We start from the raw sequence: 21,886 nt of genomic DNA on the forward strand, positions 1-21,886 counted from the left end.
GCGCATGTCCAAGCCCGTCCACGCCATGATCCGCGTCCTCGAGGAAGAGCGCGCGCGCGACTACTATGCCCGTGCCTTCGGTCTCGCGGTGTCCGGCCGGTTCGACTTCCCGGACTTCACCCTCGTCTACATGCGGGATCCGGACTCGCCGTTCGAGCTGGAGCTCACGGTGAACAAGGGCCGCGACAAGCCCTACGATCTCGGCGACGGCTACGGGCACATCGCCTTCGTGGTCGACGACGTGGAGGCCGAGCACGCCCGGCACCGGCGCGAGGGCTTCACGGCCACCGACGTCAAGACCCTCAAGCACGGGGACGACGTGCTCGCGCGGTTCTTCTTCGCCACCGACCCGGACGGCTACAAGATCGAGGTCATCCAGCGCGGCGGCCGCTTCGCGTGACCGGTCCGGTCCGCCATTCCCTCTCCGGAACGTCTTCGAGATCCATGCAGGACAAGACCCGCATCGTCTGCATCCGCCACGGGCAGTCGACCTTCAACGCGGCCCACCGGCACGGGGGCGGCGATCCCGGCCTGCCCGACGCCCGCCTGACCGAGCTGGGCCAAGCCCAGGCCCGGGCCGCGCGGGAGCGGCTCCGGCCGATCCCCTTCGACCTCGTGGTGGTCTCGCCCCTGACCCGCGCCATCGAGACCGCGGCGATCCTGTTCGGCGAGCATCCGAGCCGGCCGCGGGTGCTGGTCGAGGTGCTGCACCGCGAGTGCCAGGAGAGCAGCTGCGATGTCGGCCGGGCCGCCTCGGAGATCGCCGCGGACTTCCCCCACCTCGATGTCGGGCACCTGCCCGAGGTCTGGTGGCACGCGGAGCCCGGCTGCGAGGTCGGCGGCTACCCGGTGGAGCCCCGCCCCCTGTTCGACGCCCGGGTCGCGGCGTTCCGCGATTGGCTGCGGGCCCGGCCGGAGACCACCATCGCGGTGGTCGGCCACGGGACGTTCTTCTACCACCTCACCGGCACGTTCCTGGAGAATTGCGGCACCATCGACTTCGATCTCGACGCCGCGCCCGCGGCGGCCTGATCAGGCCGGCACCCGGGCGCGCGCCGCGTCCATGCGCTGACGGGCGCCGGCGACGGCGATCTCCGGCGCCTGCCGGCCGATGGCGAGGGCCTCCGCGAGGATCGTGCAGGCCTCGGCCCAGGTTCCGGTCAGGAACGGCGCCGCCCCCTCGGCCACCTCGGCGGCGCAGCGCGCGTCCTCGCCGGCGCGTTCCGCCGCCGTCGCGGTGCGGGACACCGCCGCGGTCAGCGCGCCTTCCCGCCAGCGCCGCGCCTGGGCCGCCGCCTGCGCGCGCGCCCCGCCCCGCCACGCAGCCGCGCGGGCCGCCGCCAGGGCCGCGGGCCAGTCGGGCGCGCCGGAGCAGGCTTCCGCGTCCTCGACCATCCCGGCGACCGCGCAGAGCGGCGCCAGGATGCGGCGGACGCTCTCCAGCGCCAGATGCCGGGTGCGGGCGCCCTCGATCTCCGCCGTGTCGGCGCTGCCCGACAGGCGCAGGACGAAGGCCATCAGCTGCGGCCGCACCTCGTCCGGCATGGCGTCGTTGAGCCCGAGGGCGTAGGCGGCGGCCGGCCGCGAGAAGCAGGGTGGGCAGTCCGCGCTGGAGCGGATCGCCCGGTAGGGCAGGCCCGCGGCCACCATCGCGGCCTCGTTGATGCAGGTCCCGCCGTCTGGCCCGGGGAAGGGATGCGATCCAGCGAGCAGACGCCAGTTCAGGATCGTCGCGAAGTCGGGATGCATCGGCGCGCGCTCCGTCTCGGTCGCGCAGCGTGGCACGCCGCGCCCCGGAAGGCGAGGCCCTTCAGCCGCCGAGGCCCGGGGCGAGGCCCGAGAGCATCGCGGCGCCCAGGACCAGCACGAAGGCGGCGGCGACGAGTTCGAGGCCACCGAGCGCCAGGAGTCCGGCCTGTCCTCGTCCGCCCGCGAGGCGCAGCGCCACCCGCTTGGCGAAGACCGCGAGGCAGGCCAGGGCCGTCGTGGTCAGCGCGGTGCCGAGCGCCATCGCCAGGACCGCCAGCACGCCCGCGCCGGGCACGCCCTGCGACACCGCGAAGACGAGGACCAGCACGGCGCCGGCGCAGGGGCGTGTCCCGGCCGCCAGCACCACCCCGGCCCGCTCGCGCCACGTGTCGAGGGTGTCGAGGGCCTGCGGTTCCGGCAGGTGGCTGCAGCCCGGGCCGCAACCCGCGCCGAGATTGGCGAGGCGACCGGCTTTGCGCCACGTCAGGACCAGCCCGATCAGGGCGACGAGGGCGAAGCTCACGGTCTCGATCAGGGTGCCGGCCCGGGTGATGCTCGCCGCCGTGGCGTTGAGGACCAGCGTGCCGAGGCCGACGATCGCCCCGGCCACGCAGGCCTGGAGCAGCGCGGCGCAGACGCTCAGCGCGGCGCCGCGCCGGAGCGCCCGCTCCCCCGCCAGGATGTAGCCGGCGATCACCGCCTTGCCGTGGCCCGGGCCGGCGGCGTGGAACACGCCGTACGCGAAGGCGAGGCCGATCAGCGGGGTCCAGCTGCCGCCGCCCCGCAGCGCGCTCACCGCGGCGTTGAGGCTGCGGGAGAAGCTCGCCTGCAGCGCCAGGATGACGCCGCCGAGACCCGTGGCGGCCGGCGCGGCCTCGCGGAAGCCGATCCCGAAGGGCGAGCGCGGCGGCGGCGCGGCGAGGCCGGGCGCGACCAGCCACGCGATCGCGGCCGCGAGCAGCGCGGCCAGCGCGATGGCCGCGGCCATGAGGCCGAGCCTCAGCCCCAGCCGTCCCGCCCCGGCGGGGGCGACGATCCCGATGCCTACGGACATGCCACGAGAACCCGGCTGGCGAACTGCACCCCGTAGGTCGAGGCGGCAGTGAGCGCCTCGAAGAAGGCCTCGGTCATGCCCGGCGACCCGGCATCGGCCGTCTTCGGCTGCTCGGTCTTCGGCCGGGTGACCGTGGCGGCGCAGCCCTGGGGCGCACCCGCGAGGGTGGCGGCGTCCGCGCCCTCGGCGAACGAGAAGGCGACGAAGTAGGTCGGGTCGTAGACCTCCAGCGTGGCGACCCCCCGCCCCTGCTGGACCGGGGTCTTCAGGGGCAGCAGGAAGGTCATGACCAGCGCCCGGTCGTCCATGTGCGCCGCCGGCTCCTTCGGATCGCCGAAGGCCTGCTCCTTGCCGCCGACCTTCAGCTTCGTGAAGTAGCCGAACTCGGCGAGGTTGGCGGTGTTCTCGGCGGCGAGCCCGGCGAGCTCCTCCGGGCTGAGCTTGCCGTCCTTGTTGGTGTCGAGGCCCTGCGTGACGAAGGCCGTGTACTCGGGATCGAAGCTCCACGTGTCGCGGACGCCGACGAGCTTGCCGTCCGCGTAGACGAGCTGCGCCTTGGCGGTCACCCAGACGTGCGGGTGGGCGGAGGCCGCCGAGGCGGCGCAGCCGAGGGCGGCGGCCAGTGCCAGGGCGAGCGGTTTCGGGCAGGGCGCGGCGATCAGCATGGACGGTGGCACGCTCGCGGCGGGAGGGAAGCGATCAGGCCGCGTCTTCCTCGCGTGCCGGTTGGGCGAAAGCGAGGCGCCGTCCGGTCGTCGCGCCTGTCCCCGCGCCGGTCACTCGCCCCCGTCGAGGCCCATCAGCTGGAAGCTGACCCGCAGGTCGTTCGACATCGGGATGTCGAGGCGTTCGCCGTTGGGCAGGCGCTTGAGGAACCAGCGCTCGTAGGTCCAGCGCAGCGCCCGCGACTCGGCGAGTCGCGTGAAGGTCTGCTGCACGAGGCCGGCGAGTTCCGGATCGTCCTTGCGGAACATGATCCCGTAGGGCTCGTAGGAGAGCTTGTCGGGCAGCACCGTGTAGTTCGCCCCGTCCTTCGCGTCCGTGGCGATCAGCCCGTAGAGCAGCACGTCGTCGGTGGCGAAGGCGTCGGCCTTGCCGGCCTTGACCATCGCGTAGGAGGCAGCGTGGTCGGGCGCCGTCACCACCTGCGCGTCGATCTTCAGGCGGGCGAACTGTTCGCGCACGGCCTTCTCGTTGGTGGTGCCGGCCGTGACCACCACGGTCTTCCCGCCGAGATCGCGGTAGGAGGCGATGCCCGATCCGCGCTTCACCAGCAGCTGCGTCGCGCTGATGTAGTCCACCGGCGAGAAGGCGACCTGCTTGCGGCGCTCGGCATTGGCGGTGGTCGAGCCGCACTCGAGGTCGATCTTGCCGGAGGTCACCGCCTCGATGCGGCTCTCGGCCGTGACCGGTGCGTAGCGGATCTTCACCGGCCGGCCGATCGCCGCCTGGATGTCGTCCGCGATCTCGCCGCAGAGGTCGATGGCGTAGCCGATCGGTCGGGGGCTCCCGTCCGACTGCTTGCCCTCCACGAAGGAGAACGGCACCGAGCTCTCCCGGTAGCCGAGGACGATCTCCCCGCGCTCGGCGACGCTCCTGAGCGTCCCGGTGAGCACCTCGACGGCGGAGGCGGGCGTCGCCGCCAGCGCCAGCGCCAGAACCGCGACGAGCCGCATCGTCATCACTCCGCCTCCGAAGGGCACCGCACAAGCCACGCCGCGATTCAGGGCACCCGTGAGAGCGCTCATGAGAGCGGCCGTCCTGCGCCCGCCATCGCGGCGCGCGCAGATTTCGCCGGACTGGCCCCTACTCCGCGGGCGAGGCCACCGTGCCGACATGGTCGAGGCGCTGGTCGGTGGTGCTGAGCTGGCCCTCCCACTTGGCGACCGCCACGGTGGCGACGCTGTTGCCGAGCACGTTGGTGGCCGACCGGCCCATGTCGAGGAACTGGTCGATCCCGATGATCAGCAGCAGCCCGGCCTCCGGGATGTTGAAGTGCGACAGCGTCGCCGAGATCACCACCAGCGAGGCGCGCGGCACGCCGGCCATGCCCTTCGAGGTCACCATCAGCAGGAGCAGCATCGTGAGCTGCTGGCCCCAGCTCAGCGGGATGTTGTAGGCCTGCGCGATGAACATCACCGCGAAGGTGCAGTACATCATCGAGCCGTCGAGATTGAACGAGTAGCCCATCGGCAGCACGAACGAGGTGATCCGGTTCGGCACCCCGAACTTCTCCAGGTTCGAGAGCATCTTGGGGTAGGCGGCCTCGCTCGACGCCGTCGAGAAGGCCAGCACGAAGGGCTCCTTGATCAGGTTGAACAGGCGCATGATGCCGCCGCCCCCGAGCAGCAGGAAGCCGACGCCCATCAGCAGCGTCCAGAGCACGCCGAGGCTGATGTAGAACTCCACGAGGAACTTGCCGTAGGTCACGAGCACGCCGATGCCCTGCGTGGTGATCGTCGCCGCGATGGCGGCGAACACCGCAACGGGGGCGAACATCATCACGTAGCCCGTCACCTTGAGCATGACGTCGGCGATGCCCTCGATGCCCTGCGCGAGCAGGCGGCCCTTCTCGCCGAGGGCGGCGAGGCCCACGCCGAAGAAGATCGAGAAGACCACGATCTGCAGGATCTCGTTGTTGGCCATCGCCTCGACGGCGCTCTTCGGCACGAGGTGCGTCACGAACTCCTTGAGCGAGAGCGAAGCCGCCTTGAGCCCGGTGCCGGCCCCGGCATCGGGCAGCGGCAGGTTCAGGTTGTGGCCGGGCTGCATCAGGTTGACCATGATGAGGCCGAGCATCAGAGAGCAGAACGAGGCGCCGACGAACCAGAGCAGCGCCTTGCCGCCGACCCGGCCGACGGAGGCGGTATCCCCGAGATGGGCGATGCCGACGACCAGCGTGGAGAAGACCAGCGGCGCGATGATCATCTTGATCAGGCGGAGGAACACGTCGGAGACCAGCGCGATGTAGCCGGCGATCTCCTTGGCGGTCTGCGGATCGGGCCAGGTGATGCTGCAGGCGTAGCCCACGGCGATGCCGAGGAGCATGCCGATGAAGATCATCGTCGTGAGTCGCGACCCTGCCATCGGTACTGCTCCTCGCCTGGGCCCGGGATGATCGAGCATTGCAATTCGTTAACGTGTCGCAGGAACTGCGCCACACGCAAGCCCGGCCAGGGGGCGTTACTGGCGTGGTCGACTGTTTTCACGCGACGCTCGGGCGGCGATGAAACCGGTGGCCGGTGTGCTACGGCTGCGGTACGAGACTTGCCCCGCCAAGCTGCCTGCGCTCTCCGTAGGCGGCCCAAGCAACCTGCGCGCGAGAGTTCATGGACGTCTTCGTACAGCAGCTCATCAACGGGCTGACGCTCGGCTCGATCTACGGCCTGATCGCGATCGGCTACACGATGGTGTTCGGCATCATCGGCATGGTGAACTTCGCCCACGGCGACGTCTTCATGGTCTCCTGCTTCATCGCACTCATCACCTTCCTGCTGCTGACGGTCTGGCTCGGGGTCAGCTCCATCGCGCTGGCCTTCCTGGTGGTGCTGGTGGTCGCCATGGTGCTGACCGCCCTGTGGGGCTGGGCGATCGAGCGGGTGGCCTACCGGCCGCTGCGCGGCTCGTTCCGCCTCGCGCCGCTGATCTCGGCGATCGGCGTCTCGATCTTCCTGTCGAACTTCGTGCAGGTCGTGCAGGGCGCGCGCAACAAGCCGACCCCGCCGATGCTGTCGGGCGGCATCACGCTGTTCGAGCGCGACGGCTACGCGGTGTTCCTGGCCTGGAAGCAGGTGCTGATCATGGCGGTGACCGCCGTGCTGCTCACCGGCTTCTGGTACCTCGTGCAGCGCACGCCCTTCGGCCGGGCGCAGCGCGCCTGCGAGCAGGACCGCAAGATGGCGGCTTTGCTCGGCATCGACGTGGACCGCACGATCTCGCTGACCTTCGTGCTCGGCGCCGCGCTCGCGGCTGTCGCGGGCGTCCTCTACCTCATGTACTACGGCGTCGTGTCCTTCTCGGACGGGTTCGTGCCCGGCGTGAAGGCGTTCACGGCGGCGGTGCTCGGCGGCATCGGCTCGCTGCCCGGCGCCGTGCTCGGTGGCCTGATCATCGGCCTGATCGAGACCTTCTGGTCGGCCTATTTCTCCATCGAGTACAAGGACGTCGCCGCCTTCTCGATCCTGGCGATCGTGCTGATCTTCATGCCGTCGGGCATCCTGGGCCGGCCCGAGGTCGAGAAAGTCTGATGGCCGCCTCGCAGAACGCTCTCCCCGGCTCCGCGATGGCCGGCATCCTGCGCGACGCCGCCCTCTACGCCCTCGTCACCTTCGGCCTCTGTGTCCCGATCATCGCCTACCGGACCGATCCCGGGCCCGGGAGCGAGCTGGTGCTCGTGCCGCGCTGGGGGCTGGTGGCGGCGCTCTGCGCGGCGATCTTCGCGCTGCGCCTCGTCCAGCGCCTCGTGCTGCTGCGCCGCGACGCGCGGCGGGCGCTGACTCCATCCCCGGCCCAGGCCACCGAGGCGGTGCACGGCGAGCCCGATGCCGGGCAGAAGACCTCGAAGGTCGGCCTCTGGCTGTTCATCTTCGTCGCGCTGACCCTGCCGATGATCTCCGCGCTGGCGACCGGCGGCCTGTCCTCGGCCCGCTACTGGATCGACCTCGGCATCCTGATCCTGACCTACGTCATGCTCGGCTGGGGCCTGAACATCGTGGTCGGCCTCGCGGGCCTGCTCGACCTCGGCTACGTCGCCTTCTACGCGGTCGGGGCCTATTCCTACGCGCTGCTGTCGACGACCTTCGGCCTGTCGTTCTGGGTCTGCCTGCCGCTGGCGGGCCTGTTCGCCGGCCTGTGGGGCATGATCCTCGGCTTCCCGGTGCTGCGCCTGCGCGGCGACTACCTCGCCATCGTCACCCTGGCCTTCGGCGAGATCATCCGCCTGGTCCTGATCAACTGGACCGACGTCACCGGCGGCGGGGCCGGCATCTCGTCGATCCCGCGGGCGACCTTCTTCGGCATCCCGTTCACGGCGGGCGAGGGCGGGTTCGCCGCGACCTTCGGCATCCCGTACGACTCGATGCACCGGCTGATCTTCCTGTACTACCTGATCCTCGGGTTGGCCTTGATCACCAACTTCGTCACCCTGCGCCTGCGCCGCCTGCCCATCGGGCGGGCCTGGGAGGCCCTGCGCGAGGACGAGATCGCCTGCCGCTCGCTCGGCATCGACACCACCGCCACGAAGCTCACGGCCTTCGCGCTGGGCGCGGCCTTCGGGGGCTTCGCCGGCTCGTTCTTCGCCGTGCGCCAGGGCTTCATCAGCCCGGAGAGCTTCAACTTCCTGGAGAGCGCCATCATCCTGGCGATCGTCGTCCTCGGCGGCATGGGCAGCCAGGTCGGCGTCGCGATCGCCGCAGTGGCGATGGTCGGCGGGCCGGAGATGCTGCGCAACCTCGGGTTCCTGAAGGCCGTGTTCGGCGAGGGCTTCGACCCCAGCGAGTACCGGCTGCTGCTGTTCGGGCTCGCCATGGTCGCCATGATGGTCTGGCGGCCGCGCGGGCTGATCTCGGAGCGGATGCCGTCCGTGTCGCTCGGCCAGCGGCGCGCGGTCTCGGGCGCCCATGTCAGCGAGGGGCACGGCTGATGGCGACGTCCCCCCTCCCCCCGCCGGTGCTCACGGTCGAGCACCTGACCATGCGGTTCGGCGGCCTCACCGCCGTCTCCGACCTGTCCTTCGAGGCGCGCCGCGGCGACATCACCGCGCTGATCGGCCCGAACGGGGCCGGCAAGACCACGGTGTTCAACTGCATCACCGGCTTCTACAAGCCCACCGAGGGCATGCTGACGCTGGCGCACGCCGACGGCACGGCGCACCTGCTGGAGCGGCTTCCGAACCACAAGGTGAACCGCACCGCGCGGGTCGCCCGCACCTTCCAGAACATCCGCCTGTTCCAGGGCATGACCGTCCTGGAGAACCTGCTCGTCGCCCAGCACGCGCCGCTGATGCGGGCCTCGGGCTACACGATCCTCGGGCTGCTCGGCCTCAAGACCTACCGGGACGCGCAGGCCGCGGCGATCGAGCGGGCCAAGGCCTGGCTCGAGCGCATCGACCTGATGAAGCGGGCGGATGATCCGGCGGGCGCCCTGCCCTACGGCGCGCAGCGGCGCCTGGAGATCGCCCGGGCGATGTGCACCGACCCGGTGCTGCTCTGCCTCGACGAGCCGGCGGCCGGCCTCAACCCGCGGGAATCGGCCGAGCTGAACGGCCTCCTGCGCCACATCCGCGACGAGCACGACACCTCGGTGCTGCTGATCGAGCACGACATGTCGGTGGTGATGGAGATCTCCGACCACGTGGTCGTGCTCGATTACGGCGTGAAGATCGCCGACGGCTCCCCCGCCGATGTGCGGGCCGACCCGAAGGTGATCGCCGCCTATCTCGGCGTCGAGGACGAGGAGGTCGAGGCCGTGGAGGCCGAGGTCGGGATCACCGTGCCGCACGGGGACGCGGCGCACACGGGAGCGTCGGCATGAGCGTCGCCGGCATCAACGTCCTCGTCGAGGAGACGCGGGCGATCCAGGCGGGACGGAAGCCGCCGCTCCTCGCGGTGCGCGACGTCTCGACCTATTACGGCAGCGTCGCGGCCCTGCGCGGGGTCGACCTCGACGTGGCCGAGGGCGAGATCGTCACGCTGATCGGCGCCAACGGCGCCGGCAAGTCGACCCTGATGATGACGATCTTCGGCAGCCCCCAGGCGCGCTCGGGGACGATCACCTACGACGGCCGCGACATCACCCGGCTGCCGACCCACGCGATCGCCCGGCTCGGCATCGCCCAGTCGCCGGAGGGGCGCCGGGTCTTCCCGCGCATGACCGTCTACGAGAACCTCCAGATGGGCGCCGCGCTCCATGACGGTCGCTTCTTCGCCGAGGATCTGGAGAAGGTCTGCGCCCTGTTCCCGCGGGTCAAGGAGCGCCTCAACCAGCGCGCCGGCACCATGTCGGGCGGCGAGCAGCAGATGCTGGCCATCGCCCGGGCGCTGATGAGCCGCCCGCGGCTGCTGCTGCTCGACGAGCCGTCGCTCGGCCTCGCGCCGCTCGTGGTGAAGGGCATCTTCGACGCGATCCGGGAGCTGAACCGGACCGACGGCATGACGATCTTCCTCGTCGAGCAGAACGCCTACCACGCCCTCAAGCTCGCCCATCGCGGCTACGTGCTGGTCAACGGTCGGGTCACGATGAGCGGGACGGGTCGGGCGCTGCTCGACGACCCGAACGTCCAGGCCGCCTACCTGGAGGGGGGCCATGCCGGCCCGGTCGGGGCATGATGCCGTTTTCGGTTGATGCCATTGGCATCCCCGTCTTTGCGAGCGGAGCGAAGCAATCCAGGGCGGCGCCCCACCTTTCGAGGCTGCGCTCCCCTGGGTCACCTCGCTGCGCTCGCGATGACGGCGAGGGGCGCGTTAACCGAAGCAATCGACCGGACATCACATGAGCATGCTGCAGGGGATCCTGTACGAGGAGCCGTCGGCCTGGCTGTTCCTGCTGGTGACCGTCGTGATGGGCGGGTGGGCCGGATGGATGGCCGCTCGCGGCATCGCCCGGGGCTGGCGGCCGTTCTGGCAATGCGCCCTGGCGCTGCTTCTGGTGGCAGCCGCCGTGCGCTTCATTCACTACGCCCTGTTTTCGGGCACCCTGCTGTCGCTGCACTACTATGCGGTCGACGCGGTCATCGTCATGATCATCGGCGCTGCGGGCTTCCGCTACACGCGGACGCGCCAGATGACGAGCCAGTACCGCTGGCTCTACGAGAAGACCTCACCGCTGACATGGCGCGCACGGGCGCCCGCGGCCGGCGAGGTCCGATGAGTGCGGCCGGATCCGCACGTGCGGTCCTGACACTTAGGGGAAGTACGCGATGAGATCGATTCTGCTGGCCGGGCTCGCCCTCGGCGCCTTGGCGGCGGCCGCGCAGGCCGCCGAGGTCAAGCTCGGCGTCGCCGCGCCGATCACGGGCAACAGCGCCGCCATCGGCGCGCAGCTCAAGAACGGCGCGAGCCAGGCGGTCGAGGACCTCAACAAGGCCGGGACGCTGAAGGGCACGACGCTGACCGTGACGGTCGGCGACGACGCCTCCGACCCGAAGCAGGGCGTCTCGGTGGCCAACAAGTTCGCCAGCGACGGCGTGAAGATGGTCGTCGGCGACTACAATTCNACGGTCGGCGACGACGCCTCCGACCCGAAGCAGGGCGTCTCGGTGGCCAACAAGTTCGCCAGCGACGGCGTGAAGATGGTCGTCGGCGACTACAATTCCGGCGTGTCGATCCCGGCCTCCGACGTCTATCTCGACGCCGGCATCATCCAGGTCACGCCGGCCTCCACGAACGTGAAGTTCACCGAGCGCGGGATGTGGAACACGTTCCGCACCTGCGGCCGCGACGACCAGCAGGGTGCCGTCGCCGGCAACTACTTGGCCGATCACTTCAAGGGCAAGAAGGTCGCCTTCGTCCACGACAAGACCCCCTACGGCAAGGGGCTGGCCGACGAGACGCTGAAGGCCTTCAAGGCCAAGGGCGGCAAGGAGGTCATGTCCGAGGGCATCAACCCGGGCGAGAAGGACTACTCGGCGCTCGTCTCCAAGCTGAAGTCCGCCAACGTCGACGTCGTCTATTTCGGTGGCTACTACACCGAGGCCGGGCTGATCCTGCGCCAGATGCGCGATCAGGGCCTGAAGGCGCCCATGATGGGCGGCGACGGCATGGTCGACCGCGAGCTGGTGGCGATCGCCGGTCCCGCGGCCGAGGGCACGCTGACCACCTTCCCGCCGGACGCCCGCAAGAACCCGAACGCCAAGGCGGCGCTCGCCGCCTTCAAGGCCAAGAACATCGATCCCGAGGGCTACACGCTCTACTCCTACGCGGCCGTGGAGGTCCTGGCCAAGGCGATGGCCGAGACCGGCTCCAGCGATGGCAAGAAGCTCGCCGAATGGCTGCACCAGGGCAAGCCGGTGGACACGGTGGTCGGCCCGATCGCCTACGACAAGAAGGGCGACATCACCCGGCCCGACTACGTCATGTACGAGTGGAAGAAGGGACCCGACGGCAAGATCGACTACAGCGGCAATGAGCTGACGAAGTAAGCCGCGGTCACGAACCGGGATTTCAGTCCGACGCCGCCTCCCGATACCGCGGGGGGCGGCGTCGTCGTTTTCTATACCGTGGATTCGTCAGCTTTCCGGGCGGATCCGTCCTCCGCACCGCGTGCGTACGCCTAAGAAGTGTGCATGATGCCGCCGGCGCGAGCGTGAGGCCGGCTCAGCGCTTGGGAGGAGGCCATGAGGACGGCAGGGACCGCATCTGCGGACGTGCGCAGAGGCTTGGCCGCAACTTGTCCGTACTCAGCCGCAGGCTCGCGCGGCGCTTCGCGCTTTCTCCCGGCACCATCATTGCAAAGGCGTCGCCCGAGCGGGCGGGCCCGCGTACCCCGCCGCCGGCCGATGTCGTTCGGCCCGATCCAGGAGTTCCGTACCGATGCAGTCTGATATCGCTCGCCGCGGCGCCGCCGCGGCGCTGGGCCTGACCCTCGTCCTCGCTCCGATGAGCGTCGGGGCGCAGGAGCTGACCGGCACCCTCAAGAAGGTGAAGGACGCCAACGCCATCGTCATCGGCTACCGCGACGCCTCCGTGCCGTTCTCGTATCTCGGCGCCGATCAGAAGCCGATCGGCTACGCGATGGACATCTGCTACAAGATCGCCGACGCGGTGAAGGCCAAGCTCAACCTCCCGAACCTCGAGGTGAAGCTCAACCCGGTCACCTCCGCCACCCGCATCCCGCTGATGGCGAACGGCACGATCGATCTCGAGTGCGGCTCGACCACCAACAACGCCGAGCGCGAGAAGCAGGTGTGGTTCACCAACTCGCACTTCCTGACCGCGACCCGCTACGTCTCGAAGAAGTCGGCCAACCTGCACACGATCGAGGACCTGAAGGGCAAGACCGTCGTGTCGACCTCGGGCACCACGAACATCAAGCAGATCAACGAGGCCAACACGGAGCGCAAGCTCGGCCTGACGATCCTGCCGGCCAAGGACCACGCCGAGGCGTTCCTGATGGTCGAGACCGGCCGCGCCGCCGCCTTCGTGATGGATGACGTGCTGCTCGCCTCGCTCGCCGCCTCGTCGAAGGACCCGTCCGCCTACGAGATCTCCACCGAGGCCCTGTCGAAGCCTGAGCCCTACGGCATCATGCTCCGCAAGGACGACACGGAGTTCAAGAAGGTCGCGGACGACGCCACCGCCAAGCTCTACACGAGCCCCGAGGGCAAGGCCCTCTACGACAAGTGGTTCACCCAGCCGATCCCGCCGCGCAACATCAACCTCAACCTGCCGATGAGTGCGGAGATGAAGAAGCAGTTCACGACCCCGATCTCGAGCCCCGATCCGGCGGCCTACTGAGACCCGTTCGGTCCGGTTTCATGCCATGATGCGCACCGCGGGCTCCGGCCCGCGGTGCGTCTCTGTAAGTTCACAGTAGAAGCGGCGCGATGAACTACAACTGGAACTGGCGGATCTTCTTCGACGCCTCGCCGGAGGGCAACGGCACGTATCTCGACATGCTGCTCTCGGGCCTCATGTGGACGATCACGACCGCGCTCTGCTCCTGGGCGATCGCCTTCTTCCTGGGCTCCCTGGTCGGCGTGATGCGCACCCTGCCGTCGAAGCCCGCGAACGCGATCGGCACGGCCTATGTCGAGCTGTTCCGCAACGTGCCGCTGCTGGTGCAGATGTTCCTCTGGTACTTCGTGCTGCCCGAAGTGGTCCCGACCCGGATCGGCGACGCGATCAAGCAATTGCCGGACGCGCCGTTCTACACGGCGGTGGTCTGCCTCGGCTTCTTCACCGCGTCGCGCGTGGCCGAGCAGGTCCGCGCCGGCATCCAGTCGCTGCCGCGGGGCCAGCGCATGGCCGGCACCGCCATGGGCTTCACGACCTATCAGACCTACCGCTACGTGCTGCTGCCCAACGCCTACCGGATCATCCTGCCGCCGATGACCTCGGAATTCCTCAACAATCTCAAGAACACGTCGGTGGCGCTGACCATCGGCCTGCTGGAACTGACCGCCCGGGCCCGCTCAATGCAGGAATTCTCGTTCCAGGTGTTCGAGGCCTTCACGGCCGCGACGATCCTCTACGTGATCATCAACCTCGTGGTCGTCACGGCGGCGACCTTCCTGGAGAAGGCGGTCGCCATCCCCGGCCAGCGCTGAGGGCCGCCCGCTTCCGCTCCGCCACCCCGCCCGACGGCCACCGGTAACAGGCCCCGATGCTCTCGAATTTCGACTTCTCCGTCATCGCCTCGTCCCTGCCCTACCTGTTCGGTCAGGGCATGGTCTTCACCGTGACGCTCACCGCCATGGCCGCCGTGGGCGGCGTCATCATCGGCACGCTGCTGGCGATGGCGCGCCTGTCGGGCATTCCCGGCCTGTGGCACCTCGCCAAGGCCTACGTCGAGCTCTGCCGCTCGCTGCCGCTGGTTCTGGTGATCTTCTGGTTCTACTTCCTGGTGCCGTATATCGGCGCCTACCTGACCGGATCCTCGACGCCGATCCAGGTCGGCGCCTTCCCGTCGGCCCTGATCACCTTCATGGCCTTCGAGGCGGCCTACTTCTCGGAGATCATGCGCGCCGGCATCCAGTCGATCCCGAAGGGTCAGACGGCGGCTGCCCAGGCCCTCGGGATGAACTACTGGCAGACCATGGGCAACGTGATCCTGCCCCAGGCCTTCCGCAACATGCTGCCGCTGCTGCTGACCCAGACCATCATCCTGTTCCAGGACACGTCGCTGGTCTACGTGCTCTCGCTCACCGACTTCATGGGCGCCGCCTCGAAGGTCGCCCAGCGCGACGGCCGTCTCGTCGAGATGTATGTCTTCGCCGCCGTGGTCTATTTTGCGATCTGCTTCTCGGCCTCGTACCTCGTGCGCCGCCTGCAGCGCCGCGTGGCCATCATCCGCTGACCGACACTGGAGACCGTGTCATGACCTCGTCCCCGATGCCGGCCCCCACCGCCGCCGAACCCGTCGCCGATGCCAGCCACGCGCCGAAGGATGCCGGCCTGCAGCCGGGCAGCCTGATCTCCGGCGCCCAGGCGGCGGCCCCCGGCGAGACGATGATCGCCATCGACAACATCAGCAAATGGTACGGCGACTTCCAGGTGCTGACGAACTGCAGCACCCAGGTCGCCAAGGGCGAGGTTGTGGTCGTCTGCGGTCCCTCGGGCTCGGGCAAGTCGACCCTGATCAAGTGCGTCAACGCCCTGGAGCCCTTCCAGAAGGGCCAGATCACGGTGGCCGGCACTAAGGTCGCCGACAAGGCCACCAACCTGCCGAAGCTCCGCTCGCGGGTCGGCATGGTGTTCCAGCATTTCGAGCTGTTCCCGCACCTGTCGATCACCGAGAACCTCACCATCGCCCAGCGCAAGGTGCTGGGCCGCAGCGGCGAGGACGCGAAGAAGCGCGGCCTCGACCTGCTCGCCCGCGTCGGTCTGGGCGCCCACGCGAACAAGTTCCCGGGCCAGCTCTCGGGCGGGCAGCAGCAGCGCGTCGCCATCGCCCGGGCGCTCGCCATGAACCCGGTGGTGATGCTGTTCGACGAGCCGACCTCGGCGCTGGACCCCGAGATGGTCGGCGAGGTGCTCGACGTGATGGTGGAGCTCGCCAAGGAGGGCATGACCATGATGGTCGTGACCCACGAGATGGGCTTCGCCCGCAAGGTCGCCGACCGGGTGATCTTCATGGATCGCGGCGAGATCGTCGAGGACGCCCGGAAGGACGAGTTCTTCGGCAGCCCCCGCTCCGAGCGCGCGCAGACCTTCCTGTCGAAGATCCTGCAGCACTGACGGCGGGCCGTCAGGTCAGCGCCTCCTGCGCGGCCCGGTATTCCCGGCCGTGCCGGCAGTAGCCCTCGACGATGCGGATCATCATGGCCCGCTTCTCGGCGTCGAGGGGGCCCAGGATGCGGGCGGGGCGGCCGCCCCAGAGGTAGCCGGCCTCCAGGATCTGCCCGGGATCGGTGGTGGCCCCGGCCGCCAGCATGACGTCGTCGGCGATGAGGGTGCCGGCCGCGATCGTCGCGCCGATGCCGATCAGCGCCCGCGCCCCGATCCGGCAATCGGCGATCCGGACATTGTGGGCGATGGTCGTGTCCCGCCCGATCACCACCCCGTCCGCCCGGGTGCGGATCACCGTGTTGTCCTGGATGTTGGTGTCCGCGCCGACCACGATCGGTCCGACTTCCGCGTTGAGGTCGCAGCAGAACAGCACGCTCGCGCCGGCGCCGAGGCTCACCCGCCCGCGCAGGCGGGCGGTGCGCGCCACGAAGACGCTGTCCTCGACCTCCAGCGCCTCCCCGGCCGGGAGCGCGGGCCCGTCGCCCATCCGCTCGCGCAACCGCTCGGCCCGCTCGGCGACCTCGTCGGATCCGATCGCGCGGCTGGGACGGGCCGGGCTGCCCGCGTAGGCGAAGCCGCCGGGCAGCGTCGCCCGGGGGAAGACCGTCGCGCCGGCCTCGAGGACCGCGCCGTCGCCGACCTCGGCGCCGTCGAGGATCACCACGTCGTCCTCGACGACGACGTCGGAGCCGAGCGTGCAGGCGTGGACCACGCTGTTGCGCCCGACCGTGACCCGGTCGCCGCACCGGGTGCCGTGCGTCGCGGTGGCGATGTGCACCGTCGAGCGGTGGCCGAGCCAGAAGCGGTCGCCGAGGGTGACGGTCTGGCCATCCGCGCGAATCACCGCCTCGTCGCCGATCCAGGCCTGCGCGCCGATCCGGGCGGCGCCGATCACCGTGCTGCCGCGGCCGCACCAGACGGGGCGACTGGCGAAGTCCGGCTGCTCGCCGTCGTAGGGCAGGATCAGGTCGGGGGTCACGCGGGTATCCTTCTCCAGCGCCGTCGGGAGCGCGCGGGGACATCCGGACGATGGCGGGCCGCGCGCCGGGCCGGCAGGGCGCGACGGACCGTGTCATATAGAGGCGGGACCGGGTGTGACAGGGACGGGGCTGGTCCGCGAAGCCGGGGACTCCTATGGATCGGGCCATGAGCGCCCCCGTCCCGAGCGTCGGCATCCAGGCCGAGCCCTTCGACACCGCGGCCGAGATCGCCGGCCTGAGCGCCGCGCTGGGCGGCCGGGCCGGCGCCGTCGTGACCTTCACCGGCCTGTGCCGCGACGAGGGCGGGCGGCTGACCGCCCTCGAGCTGGAGCACTACCCCGGCATGGCCGAGGCTGAGATCCGGCGCGTCGCCGACGAGGCGATGGCGCGCTGGCCGCTCCAGGCCCTGCGGGTGATCCACCGGCACGGCCTGGTCCGTCCGGGCGACGGCATCGTGCTGGTGGTCACCGCCGCCAGCCACCGGGTCGCGGCGTTCGAGGCCGCGGACTTCCTGATGGACTACCTCAAGACCCGCGCCCCGTTCTGGAAGCGGGAGCACCTCGCCGACGGCACGACCGGCGGCTGGGTCGAGGCGGCGGCCCACGACGAGGCCGCGGCCGGCCGCTGGGCCTGATGGCCGTGCCCGGGGTCGCGCTCAGGCTGCCCCAGGGCGCTCGACGACCGGTGCGGTGATCGGGGCCGCGCCCGCGGCACCGACGCGCGAGTCCGGGACGGACCACGCCGCCGGGCCGATGGCCGGTATCGACGGGCCGGTCCGGGCCGGGGGACGGACCCTGTCGGTCGCAGTCGGTGCCGACGGTGAGGTGGCCGGAGCCTGCGGTCCGGCGACGTGCGCGGACGACGCGTGGACGCGCATCCCCACCCCGGATTGCACAGAAGCCGGCCGCCGGACTTGACCCCTGAGAGCCCGCGGCGTTCGTGAGCCCGCGGTTTAGGAGCGACGATGTCGGACAGCAACCTTCAGGAACTGGACGGTCCCGTCGGGCCCTGGCGCGGGGCCGCACCGCTCGCGGCCTCCGGGATCGCCGTCGTGTGCTTCGTGGCGGCGCTGGCCCTGGCCTGGATGTCGGCCGGCACGCTCCTGCTCATCTTCGCCGGAGTGCTCCTCGGCGTGTTCCTCGACGGCCTGACCCGCGGGCTCGGCCGCGTCCTGCCGCTCCCGCGCGGCTTGCGGCTGTCCCTCGCCAGCGTGGCGGTCGCGGTCGCGGTGATCGGCTTCGGGAGCTACGGCGGCGCCACCATCGTCCAGCAGGGCCGGGACCTCGGGACGACGATCAAGGATCAGGCCGGAACCGTCACGGGCTGGCTGTCGGAGCGCGGCATCGACGTGCCGAGCCTCGCACCGCAGGGCGGTGGCAAGGACGGCTCGACCGATTCGGGCCAGCGTGAGGGGGGGCTCGGCGGCCTCGCGAACGGACTCCTGAAGGGCAGCAGCTCGATCGTCTCGGATGCCGGCAGCGTCCTCGGACCGGCCGCGGCCGTGATCCTCGGCCTGTTCGACGCCCTCGGCAACGTGCTGGTGATCGCCTTCCTGGGGCTCGCCTTCGCGGCCGACCCGAAGGCCTACCGGGACGGGGTGGTCCGGTTCGTGCCGCCGGCGAAGCGCTGGCGGGCCAGCCAGGTCCTCGACGGGGCCGGCGAGACCCTCCGCCACTGGCTGTTCGGCCAGCTGATCATCATGGCGGTGATCTTCCTGTGCACCTGGGCCGGCCTCGCCTTCCTGGGTATCGGCGGCGCGCTGATCCTCGGCCTGCAGGCGGGCCTGCTCGCCTTCGTGCCCACGGTCGGGCCGCTGGTGGCGGGCCTCGTCATCGTCCTGGCCGCCCTGGCCTCGGGCACGAAGGCGGTGATCGGCGCGATCGGCGTCTATCTCGCGGTCCAGTGCCTGGAGAGCTACGGCCTGACGCCGTTCATCCAGAAGCGGGCGCTCGACATCCCGCCGGCCACGATCTTCGCCGGCCAGCTGATCCTGGGCGTGATCTTCGGGCTCTGGGGCATCGCCCTCGCCCTGCCGCTGATGGCGGTGATCAAGGTCCTGCTGGAGCAGCTCTACGTGGAGGACACGCTCCACGAGCAGCCGAGCAGCTGAGCGCCCCGAGCGCCCGCGCCGTCGACGGGCGCGGGCGGCCGGTCAGCCGCGCAGCGCGGCCTCGATCATCCGGGCGACCGCCAGGGCCCGGCCGTCGTCGCCGAAGCGGCCGATCACCTGGACGCCCACCGGCAGGCGGTGGCCGGGCACCGGCACGTTCACGCAGGGCACGCCCATCAGCGTCCACAGCTGGTTGAAGCGCGGGTCGCCCGTCGAGGCCAGGGTCGCGGGCGCCGGGCCCGGCGCCGAGAAGGTCAGGATCGCGTCGTAATCGGCGAAGAGGCCCTTCAGCACCCGGCGGGCGTGATGGCCGTGGCGGCGCCCGTCATCGTACTGGGCCGGGCTGATCGTCGCCCCGTCATCGAGATGGGCGCGGGTGCGCGGCGGCAGCGCGTCGGCCTGCGTGTCGTACTCCCAGGCCAGCGCCAGCCGACCCTCGTAGTTCTGGATGAGGCGGTGGCGTTCCCAGGCCTGCGCCAGCTCGGTCGGCAGGGCGAGGTCGCTCACCCACGCCCCGGACCGCTCGGCCGCCTGCCGGGCGCGGGTGAGCGCCGCCTCGGCCTCCGGCTCGGGGGTGCCGGCGAAATCCTGCCGCACCACGGCGATGCGCGGCGCCGAGCCCCCCTCCGCCCGCTCGATCTCCGGCCGCCCGGTGACGAGCGCGAGGGCGTGGGCGACGTCCGCGACCCCGGCGGCGAACAGCCCGATCGTGTCGAGGGCCCACGAGTAGGTCTTCACGCCGACCGTGGGGATCAGCCGGAACGACGGCTTCACCGCCGCGCAGCCGCAGAAGCTCGCGGGCCGGATCACCGAGCCCGCCGTCTGCGTGCCCAGGGCCAGCGGCAGCATCCCGGCGCCGACGGCGGCGGCCGAGCCCGCCGAGGAGCCCCCCGGCGTGTGGCCGGGATCGTGCGGGTTGACCGTCTCGGTCGGATCGCTGCTGGCGAAGGCCGTGGTGGTGGTCTTGGCGAGGGCGACGGCACCGAGCTGCTTCAGCCGGCTCACGACCGCGGCGTCGCCCCGGGGCTTCCAGCCCGCGTAGATCGGCGAGCCCATCTGGGTCGGCAGGCCCGCGCTGTCGATGATGTCCTTCACGCCGACCGCGATGCCGGCGAGCGGCCCGGCCTCGGGGATCGCCGGCGCCGCGTCGAGGGTGACCAGCGCGCGCAGGTCCGGCTCCCGCGCGGCGATCGCGGCGCGGCACAGGTCGATCGCGCCCGCGGGCGTCAGGGTGCCGGCTTCGATGCGGGCGCGGAGGTCGAGAAGCGAGAGCATAATGCATTCAGTCCGCGGTCCGCGGCGCTGTCAACCGAGACGCCACAGCCGACGGCATTCCCGAAACGCCGTTGACGAACGCTTTACGCGACCGTGCGCATCGTCCGGGTCATGTGGCGTGGCGTATCCCTGTTCTCGGCCCTGGCGCTGTTCGGTGCGGGCCTCACCGCGTGCTCGATCAATCATTTCGAGCGACGTGAACCGTGGCGCGATCAGGCGGAGCAGGTCTGCCTGGCCAAGAAGCTCGTCGAGCCCTCGGAGTACATCACGCCCATCGCGGCGATGGATGGCCCGGGGCCGTGCGGCATGCAGCAGCCCTTCCGGGTGACGCGGCTCGGCGGCGGCTCCGTCCTGCTGAAGCAGCGGATGACGCTGGGCTGCCCGGCGCTGGCCGAGGCCGAGGCGTGGCTCGCCGACACGATCCAGCCGGCCGCCAACCTCTACTTCGGCGTGCCGGTGGCCGAGATCAACGCCGGCTCCTATTCCTGCCGCGGCCGCAACAACCAGCCCGGCGCCAAGCTCTCCGAGCACGGCTTCGGGAACGCGATCGACGTCATGTCGATCAAGCTCGCCGACGGCCACGTGATCACCGTCAAGGGCGGCTGGCGCGGCACGGAGGCCGAGCAGGGCTTCCTGCGCGAGATCTTCCTGGGCGCCTGCCAGCGCTTCACCACCGTGCTGGCGCCCGGCTCGAACGTGTTCCACTACGATCACATCCACGTCGATCTCGCACGGCACGACCCGCGCGGTCTGCGCCGGATCTGCAAGCCGCTGATCAAGTTCACGCCGCAGCTCGGCACCGGCGCCGAGCGGCCGCTGAGCCGTCCGATCCCGCCGCAGCGCCAGCCCGCCGGCCCTCAGGCGCCGGTGGACGTCGAGGAGGACGATCCCTACGGCGTGTCGCCGATGTCGAAGGCCGGGAGCGCGACCCAGGTCGCCCGTGCGCCCGCCCGGCCCCTCGACCGTCCGGCCGCGGCCTCGGCCTACACCGCGGGGCCGCCCGCGCGGCCGGCGCCGCGGGTCGCCGCCGCCCACGAGGAGCCCGCGCAGGAGTACGACGAGCCGCTGCAGCTCGGCGCGCCGCCGAGCGCGGAGCCGATCTACTGAGAGGCGGGCGCGACCCGCGGGACTCGCGCCGGGCGCCGGATCCGACCGGGCGCCGATCCCGCGCCGCGCCCCGACCGGTGACTGTAGCGGCCGCGCCGCACAGGCCGGCAAAGCGCCGGCGCGGGACTGCCGGAGCTTGACTGGCGGCGCGGCGAAGCCATCGTTCGCGGATGCAGGATCGCACATCCGTCGAGGCACGCGCCATGCGCCCGGTTCTTCACGGCTTCGCCCTCGGGCTGGCCCTTCTCGCCCTGGCCCAGCCGGCGCTCGCCCGGTCGGCCCGGGAGGACATCGAGCCCGCCGAGGAGCGGATCTTCCCGTTCGACGCGCAGATCCCGGGCTGCCAGGACCCGTCGGTGCTGGAGCGGGTCTCGACCAACTTCGCCGAGAAGGAGGCGAAGTTCTGGAACTCGTCGATGACGATCCTGTCCTTCGACACGATCGAGCGCACCGCGTGGCGGCCCTGGGGCCTCGACACCTATCCGCGCCGATTCTGCACCGCGACCGTGACCACCTCCGACGGGGTCCGCCGCAAGGTCGACTACTCGGTGCGCGAGAGCCTCGGGATCATCGGCGCGACCTGGGGCGTCGAGTTCTGCATCCACGGCCTCGACCGCGACCTCTCCTACGCCTACGCCACGGCCTGCCGGATGGCGCGTCCCTGACC

Annotated in this window: 23 protein-coding genes and 1 pseudogene; 17 read left to right on the forward strand and 7 right to left on the reverse strand. The window is 70.8% G+C overall.

The window, feature by feature from the left end:
• Positions 1–4 precede the first annotated feature (4 nt).
• Both ASG32_RS31185 and ASG32_RS31190 read left to right on the forward strand, forming a co-directional pair.
• The gene (locus ASG32_RS31185) at positions 5–400 is read left to right on the forward strand and encodes a VOC family protein (RefSeq protein ID WP_020094241.1); all 396 of its coding nucleotides are present in this window, start codon (positions 5–7) and stop codon (positions 398–400) included.
• 44 nt (positions 401–444) lie between these two features.
• Positions 445–1,032, forward strand: a complete 588-nt coding sequence (locus ASG32_RS31190) for a histidine phosphatase family protein (protein WP_020094240.1) — start codon at positions 445–447, stop codon at positions 1,030–1,032.
• On the opposite strand, the gene ASG32_RS31195 is transcribed toward ASG32_RS31190, so the two are convergent.
• The 5 genes from ASG32_RS31195 to ASG32_RS31215 all read right to left on the reverse strand — a co-directional run bounded on the left by ASG32_RS31195 (position 1,033) and on the right by ASG32_RS31215 (position 5,890).
• Positions 1,033–1,749: a hypothetical protein gene (locus ASG32_RS31195; RefSeq protein WP_056533890.1), complete on the reverse strand. Its 717-nt coding sequence runs from the start codon at positions 1,747–1,749 to the stop codon at positions 1,033–1,035.
• Positions 1,750–1,810: 61 nt separating this feature from the next.
• A complete protein-coding gene (locus tag ASG32_RS31200; RefSeq protein WP_056533891.1) occupies positions 1,811–2,803 on the reverse strand; it encodes a nickel/cobalt transporter in 993 nt (330 codons plus the stop codon).
• Positions 2,794–3,468 (reverse strand): DUF1007 family protein, encoded by a 675-nt coding sequence (locus ASG32_RS31205; RefSeq protein ID WP_056533892.1) that lies wholly within the window; start codon positions 3,466–3,468, stop codon positions 2,794–2,796. The genes ASG32_RS31200 and ASG32_RS31205 overlap by 10 nt, the downstream gene beginning before the upstream one ends.
• A gap of 111 nt (positions 3,469–3,579) precedes the next feature.
• Positions 3,580–4,485, reverse strand: a complete 906-nt coding sequence (locus tag ASG32_RS31210) for an amino acid ABC transporter substrate-binding protein (protein WP_056533894.1) — start codon at positions 4,483–4,485, stop codon at positions 3,580–3,582.
• 124 nt (positions 4,486–4,609) lie between these two features.
• Positions 4,610–5,890: a dicarboxylate/amino acid:cation symporter gene (locus tag ASG32_RS31215; protein WP_026605096.1), complete on the reverse strand. Its 1,281-nt coding sequence runs from the start codon at positions 5,888–5,890 to the stop codon at positions 4,610–4,612.
• A 242-nt stretch (positions 5,891–6,132) separates the two neighbouring features.
• On the opposite strand from ASG32_RS31215, the gene ASG32_RS31220 reads away from it, so the two are divergent.
• The 11 genes and pseudogenes from ASG32_RS31220 to ASG32_RS31265 all read left to right on the forward strand — a co-directional run bounded on the left by ASG32_RS31220 (position 6,133) and on the right by ASG32_RS31265 (position 15,696).
• A complete protein-coding gene (locus ASG32_RS31220; protein WP_020094234.1) occupies positions 6,133–7,050 on the forward strand; it encodes a branched-chain amino acid ABC transporter permease in 918 nt (305 codons plus the stop codon).
• Positions 7,050–8,444, forward strand: coding sequence for a high-affinity branched-chain amino acid ABC transporter permease LivM (gene livM, locus ASG32_RS31225; RefSeq protein WP_056533896.1), 1,395 nt, complete (start codon positions 7,050–7,052; stop codon positions 8,442–8,444). The genes ASG32_RS31220 and livM overlap by 1 nt, the downstream gene beginning before the upstream one ends.
• On the forward strand, positions 8,444–9,334 hold the full coding sequence (locus tag ASG32_RS31230; RefSeq protein WP_056533897.1) for an ABC transporter ATP-binding protein: 891 nt from the start codon (positions 8,444–8,446) through the stop codon (positions 9,332–9,334). The genes livM and ASG32_RS31230 overlap by 1 nt, the downstream gene beginning before the upstream one ends.
• A complete protein-coding gene (locus ASG32_RS31235) occupies positions 9,331–10,128 on the forward strand; it encodes an ABC transporter ATP-binding protein (RefSeq protein ID WP_056533898.1) in 798 nt (265 codons plus the stop codon). The genes ASG32_RS31230 and ASG32_RS31235 overlap by 4 nt, the downstream gene beginning before the upstream one ends.
• Positions 10,129–10,300: 172 nt before the next feature.
• Complete coding sequence (locus ASG32_RS31240) at positions 10,301–10,669, forward strand: DUF6867 family protein (RefSeq protein ID WP_026605095.1); 369 nt, start codon at positions 10,301–10,303, stop codon at positions 10,667–10,669.
• Between the two features lie 49 nt (positions 10,670–10,718).
• On the forward strand, positions 10,719–11,014 hold a 296-nt coding region (locus ASG32_RS35535; RefSeq protein ID WP_244492329.1), incomplete at its 3' end, for an ABC transporter substrate-binding protein.
• Position 11,015: 1 nt separating this feature from the next.
• A pseudogene (locus tag ASG32_RS31245) lies at positions 11,016–11,939 on the forward strand (branched-chain amino acid ABC transporter substrate-binding protein); the annotation flags it as partial.
• Positions 11,940–12,330: 391 nt separating this feature from the next.
• Entirely contained in the window at positions 12,331–13,254 is a 924-nt protein-coding gene (locus tag ASG32_RS31250) for an amino acid ABC transporter substrate-binding protein (protein ID WP_056533904.1), read from the forward strand.
• 89 nt (positions 13,255–13,343) lie between these two features.
• On the forward strand, positions 13,344–14,066 hold the full coding sequence (locus ASG32_RS31255; protein WP_056533905.1) for an amino acid ABC transporter permease: 723 nt from the start codon (positions 13,344–13,346) through the stop codon (positions 14,064–14,066).
• Positions 14,067–14,122: 56 nt separating this feature from the next.
• Positions 14,123–14,815: an ABC transporter permease subunit gene (locus ASG32_RS31260; RefSeq protein WP_056533906.1), complete on the forward strand. Its 693-nt coding sequence runs from the start codon at positions 14,123–14,125 to the stop codon at positions 14,813–14,815.
• Positions 14,816–14,967: 152 nt separating this feature from the next.
• The gene (locus tag ASG32_RS31265) at positions 14,968–15,696 is read left to right on the forward strand and encodes an amino acid ABC transporter ATP-binding protein (protein ID WP_056534124.1); all 729 of its coding nucleotides are present in this window, start codon (positions 14,968–14,970) and stop codon (positions 15,694–15,696) included.
• 10 nt (positions 15,697–15,706) lie between these two features.
• Here ASG32_RS31265 and ASG32_RS31270 read toward each other — a convergent pair whose 3' ends face one another.
• Complete coding sequence (locus ASG32_RS31270) at positions 15,707–16,726, reverse strand: DapH/DapD/GlmU-related protein (RefSeq protein WP_056533910.1); 1,020 nt, start codon at positions 16,724–16,726, stop codon at positions 15,707–15,709.
• A gap of 167 nt (positions 16,727–16,893) precedes the next feature.
• Between ASG32_RS31270 and ASG32_RS31275 the strand changes: the two genes are divergently transcribed.
• Both ASG32_RS31275 and ASG32_RS31280 read left to right on the forward strand, forming a co-directional pair.
• Positions 16,894–17,361, forward strand: a complete 468-nt coding sequence (locus tag ASG32_RS31275; RefSeq protein ID WP_020094223.1) for a molybdenum cofactor biosynthesis protein MoaE — start codon at positions 16,894–16,896, stop codon at positions 17,359–17,361.
• 330 nt (positions 17,362–17,691) lie between these two features.
• The gene (locus tag ASG32_RS31280) at positions 17,692–18,837 is read left to right on the forward strand and encodes an AI-2E family transporter (protein WP_056533911.1); all 1,146 of its coding nucleotides are present in this window, start codon (positions 17,692–17,694) and stop codon (positions 18,835–18,837) included.
• Between the two features lie 42 nt (positions 18,838–18,879).
• Here the strand turns inward: ASG32_RS31280 and ASG32_RS31285 are convergent, their stop codons facing one another.
• Positions 18,880–20,112 carry an amidase gene (locus ASG32_RS31285; RefSeq protein ID WP_056533914.1) on the reverse strand — a complete coding sequence of 411 codons (1,233 nt, stop codon included), beginning with the start codon at positions 20,110–20,112 and terminating at the stop codon, positions 18,880–18,882.
• 111 nt (positions 20,113–20,223) lie between these two features.
• On the opposite strand from ASG32_RS31285, the gene ASG32_RS31290 reads away from it, so the two are divergent.
• Together ASG32_RS31290 and ASG32_RS31295 are read left to right on the forward strand one after the other, a co-directional pair.
• The gene (locus tag ASG32_RS31290) at positions 20,224–21,219 is read left to right on the forward strand and encodes an extensin family protein (RefSeq protein ID WP_056534127.1); all 996 of its coding nucleotides are present in this window, start codon (positions 20,224–20,226) and stop codon (positions 21,217–21,219) included.
• A gap of 203 nt (positions 21,220–21,422) precedes the next feature.
• Entirely contained in the window at positions 21,423–21,884 is a 462-nt protein-coding gene (locus tag ASG32_RS31295; protein WP_020094218.1) for a hypothetical protein, read from the forward strand.
• Positions 21,885–21,886 lie beyond the last annotated feature (2 nt).

This window comes from Methylobacterium sp. Leaf361, from assembly GCF_001424445.1.
Taxonomy (GTDB): Bacteria; Pseudomonadota; Alphaproteobacteria; order Rhizobiales; family Beijerinckiaceae; genus Methylobacterium.

Excerpts from the sequence above, each read along its gene's own strand:
- ASG32_RS31185 (WP_020094241.1), top strand. The coding sequence starts at position 5 with ATGTCCAAGCCCGTCCACGCCATGATCCGCGTCCTCGAGGAAGAGCGC.
- ASG32_RS31190 (WP_020094240.1), top strand. The coding sequence starts at position 445 with ATGCAGGACAAGACCCGCATCGTCTGCATCCGCCACGGGCAGTCGACC.
- ASG32_RS31195 (WP_056533890.1), bottom strand. The coding sequence starts at position 1,749 with ATGCATCCCGACTTCGCGACGATCCTGAACTGGCGTCTGCTCGCTGGA.
- ASG32_RS31200 (WP_056533891.1), bottom strand. The coding sequence starts at position 2,803 with ATGTCCGTAGGCATCGGGATCGTCGCCCCCGCCGGGGCGGGACGGCTG.
- ASG32_RS31205 (WP_056533892.1), bottom strand. The coding sequence starts at position 3,468 with ATGCTGATCGCCGCGCCCTGCCCGAAACCGCTCGCCCTGGCACTGGCC.
- ASG32_RS31210 (WP_056533894.1), bottom strand. The coding sequence starts at position 4,485 with ATGACGATGCGGCTCGTCGCGGTTCTGGCGCTGGCGCTGGCGGCGACG.
- ASG32_RS31215 (WP_026605096.1), bottom strand. The coding sequence starts at position 5,890 with ATGGCAGGGTCGCGACTCACGACGATGATCTTCATCGGCATGCTCCTC.
- ASG32_RS31220 (WP_020094234.1), top strand. The coding sequence starts at position 6,133 with ATGGACGTCTTCGTACAGCAGCTCATCAACGGGCTGACGCTCGGCTCG.
- livM (WP_056533896.1), top strand. The coding sequence starts at position 7,050 with ATGGCCGCCTCGCAGAACGCTCTCCCCGGCTCCGCGATGGCCGGCATC.
- ASG32_RS31230 (WP_056533897.1), top strand. The coding sequence starts at position 8,444 with ATGGCGACGTCCCCCCTCCCCCCGCCGGTGCTCACGGTCGAGCACCTG.
- ASG32_RS31235 (WP_056533898.1), top strand. The coding sequence starts at position 9,331 with ATGAGCGTCGCCGGCATCAACGTCCTCGTCGAGGAGACGCGGGCGATC.
- ASG32_RS31250 (WP_056533904.1), top strand. The coding sequence starts at position 12,331 with ATGCAGTCTGATATCGCTCGCCGCGGCGCCGCCGCGGCGCTGGGCCTG.
- ASG32_RS31255 (WP_056533905.1), top strand. The coding sequence starts at position 13,344 with ATGAACTACAACTGGAACTGGCGGATCTTCTTCGACGCCTCGCCGGAG.
- ASG32_RS31260 (WP_056533906.1), top strand. The coding sequence starts at position 14,123 with ATGCTCTCGAATTTCGACTTCTCCGTCATCGCCTCGTCCCTGCCCTAC.
- ASG32_RS31265 (WP_056534124.1), top strand. The coding sequence starts at position 14,968 with ATGATCGCCATCGACAACATCAGCAAATGGTACGGCGACTTCCAGGTG.
- ASG32_RS31275 (WP_020094223.1), top strand. The coding sequence starts at position 16,894 with ATGAGCGCCCCCGTCCCGAGCGTCGGCATCCAGGCCGAGCCCTTCGAC.
- ASG32_RS31280 (WP_056533911.1), top strand. The coding sequence starts at position 17,692 with ATGTCGGACAGCAACCTTCAGGAACTGGACGGTCCCGTCGGGCCCTGG.
- ASG32_RS31285 (WP_056533914.1), bottom strand. The coding sequence starts at position 20,112 with ATGCTCTCGCTTCTCGACCTCCGCGCCCGCATCGAAGCCGGCACCCTG.
- ASG32_RS31290 (WP_056534127.1), top strand. The coding sequence starts at position 20,224 with ATGTGGCGTGGCGTATCCCTGTTCTCGGCCCTGGCGCTGTTCGGTGCG.
- ASG32_RS31295 (WP_020094218.1), top strand. The coding sequence starts at position 21,423 with ATGCGCCCGGTTCTTCACGGCTTCGCCCTCGGGCTGGCCCTTCTCGCC.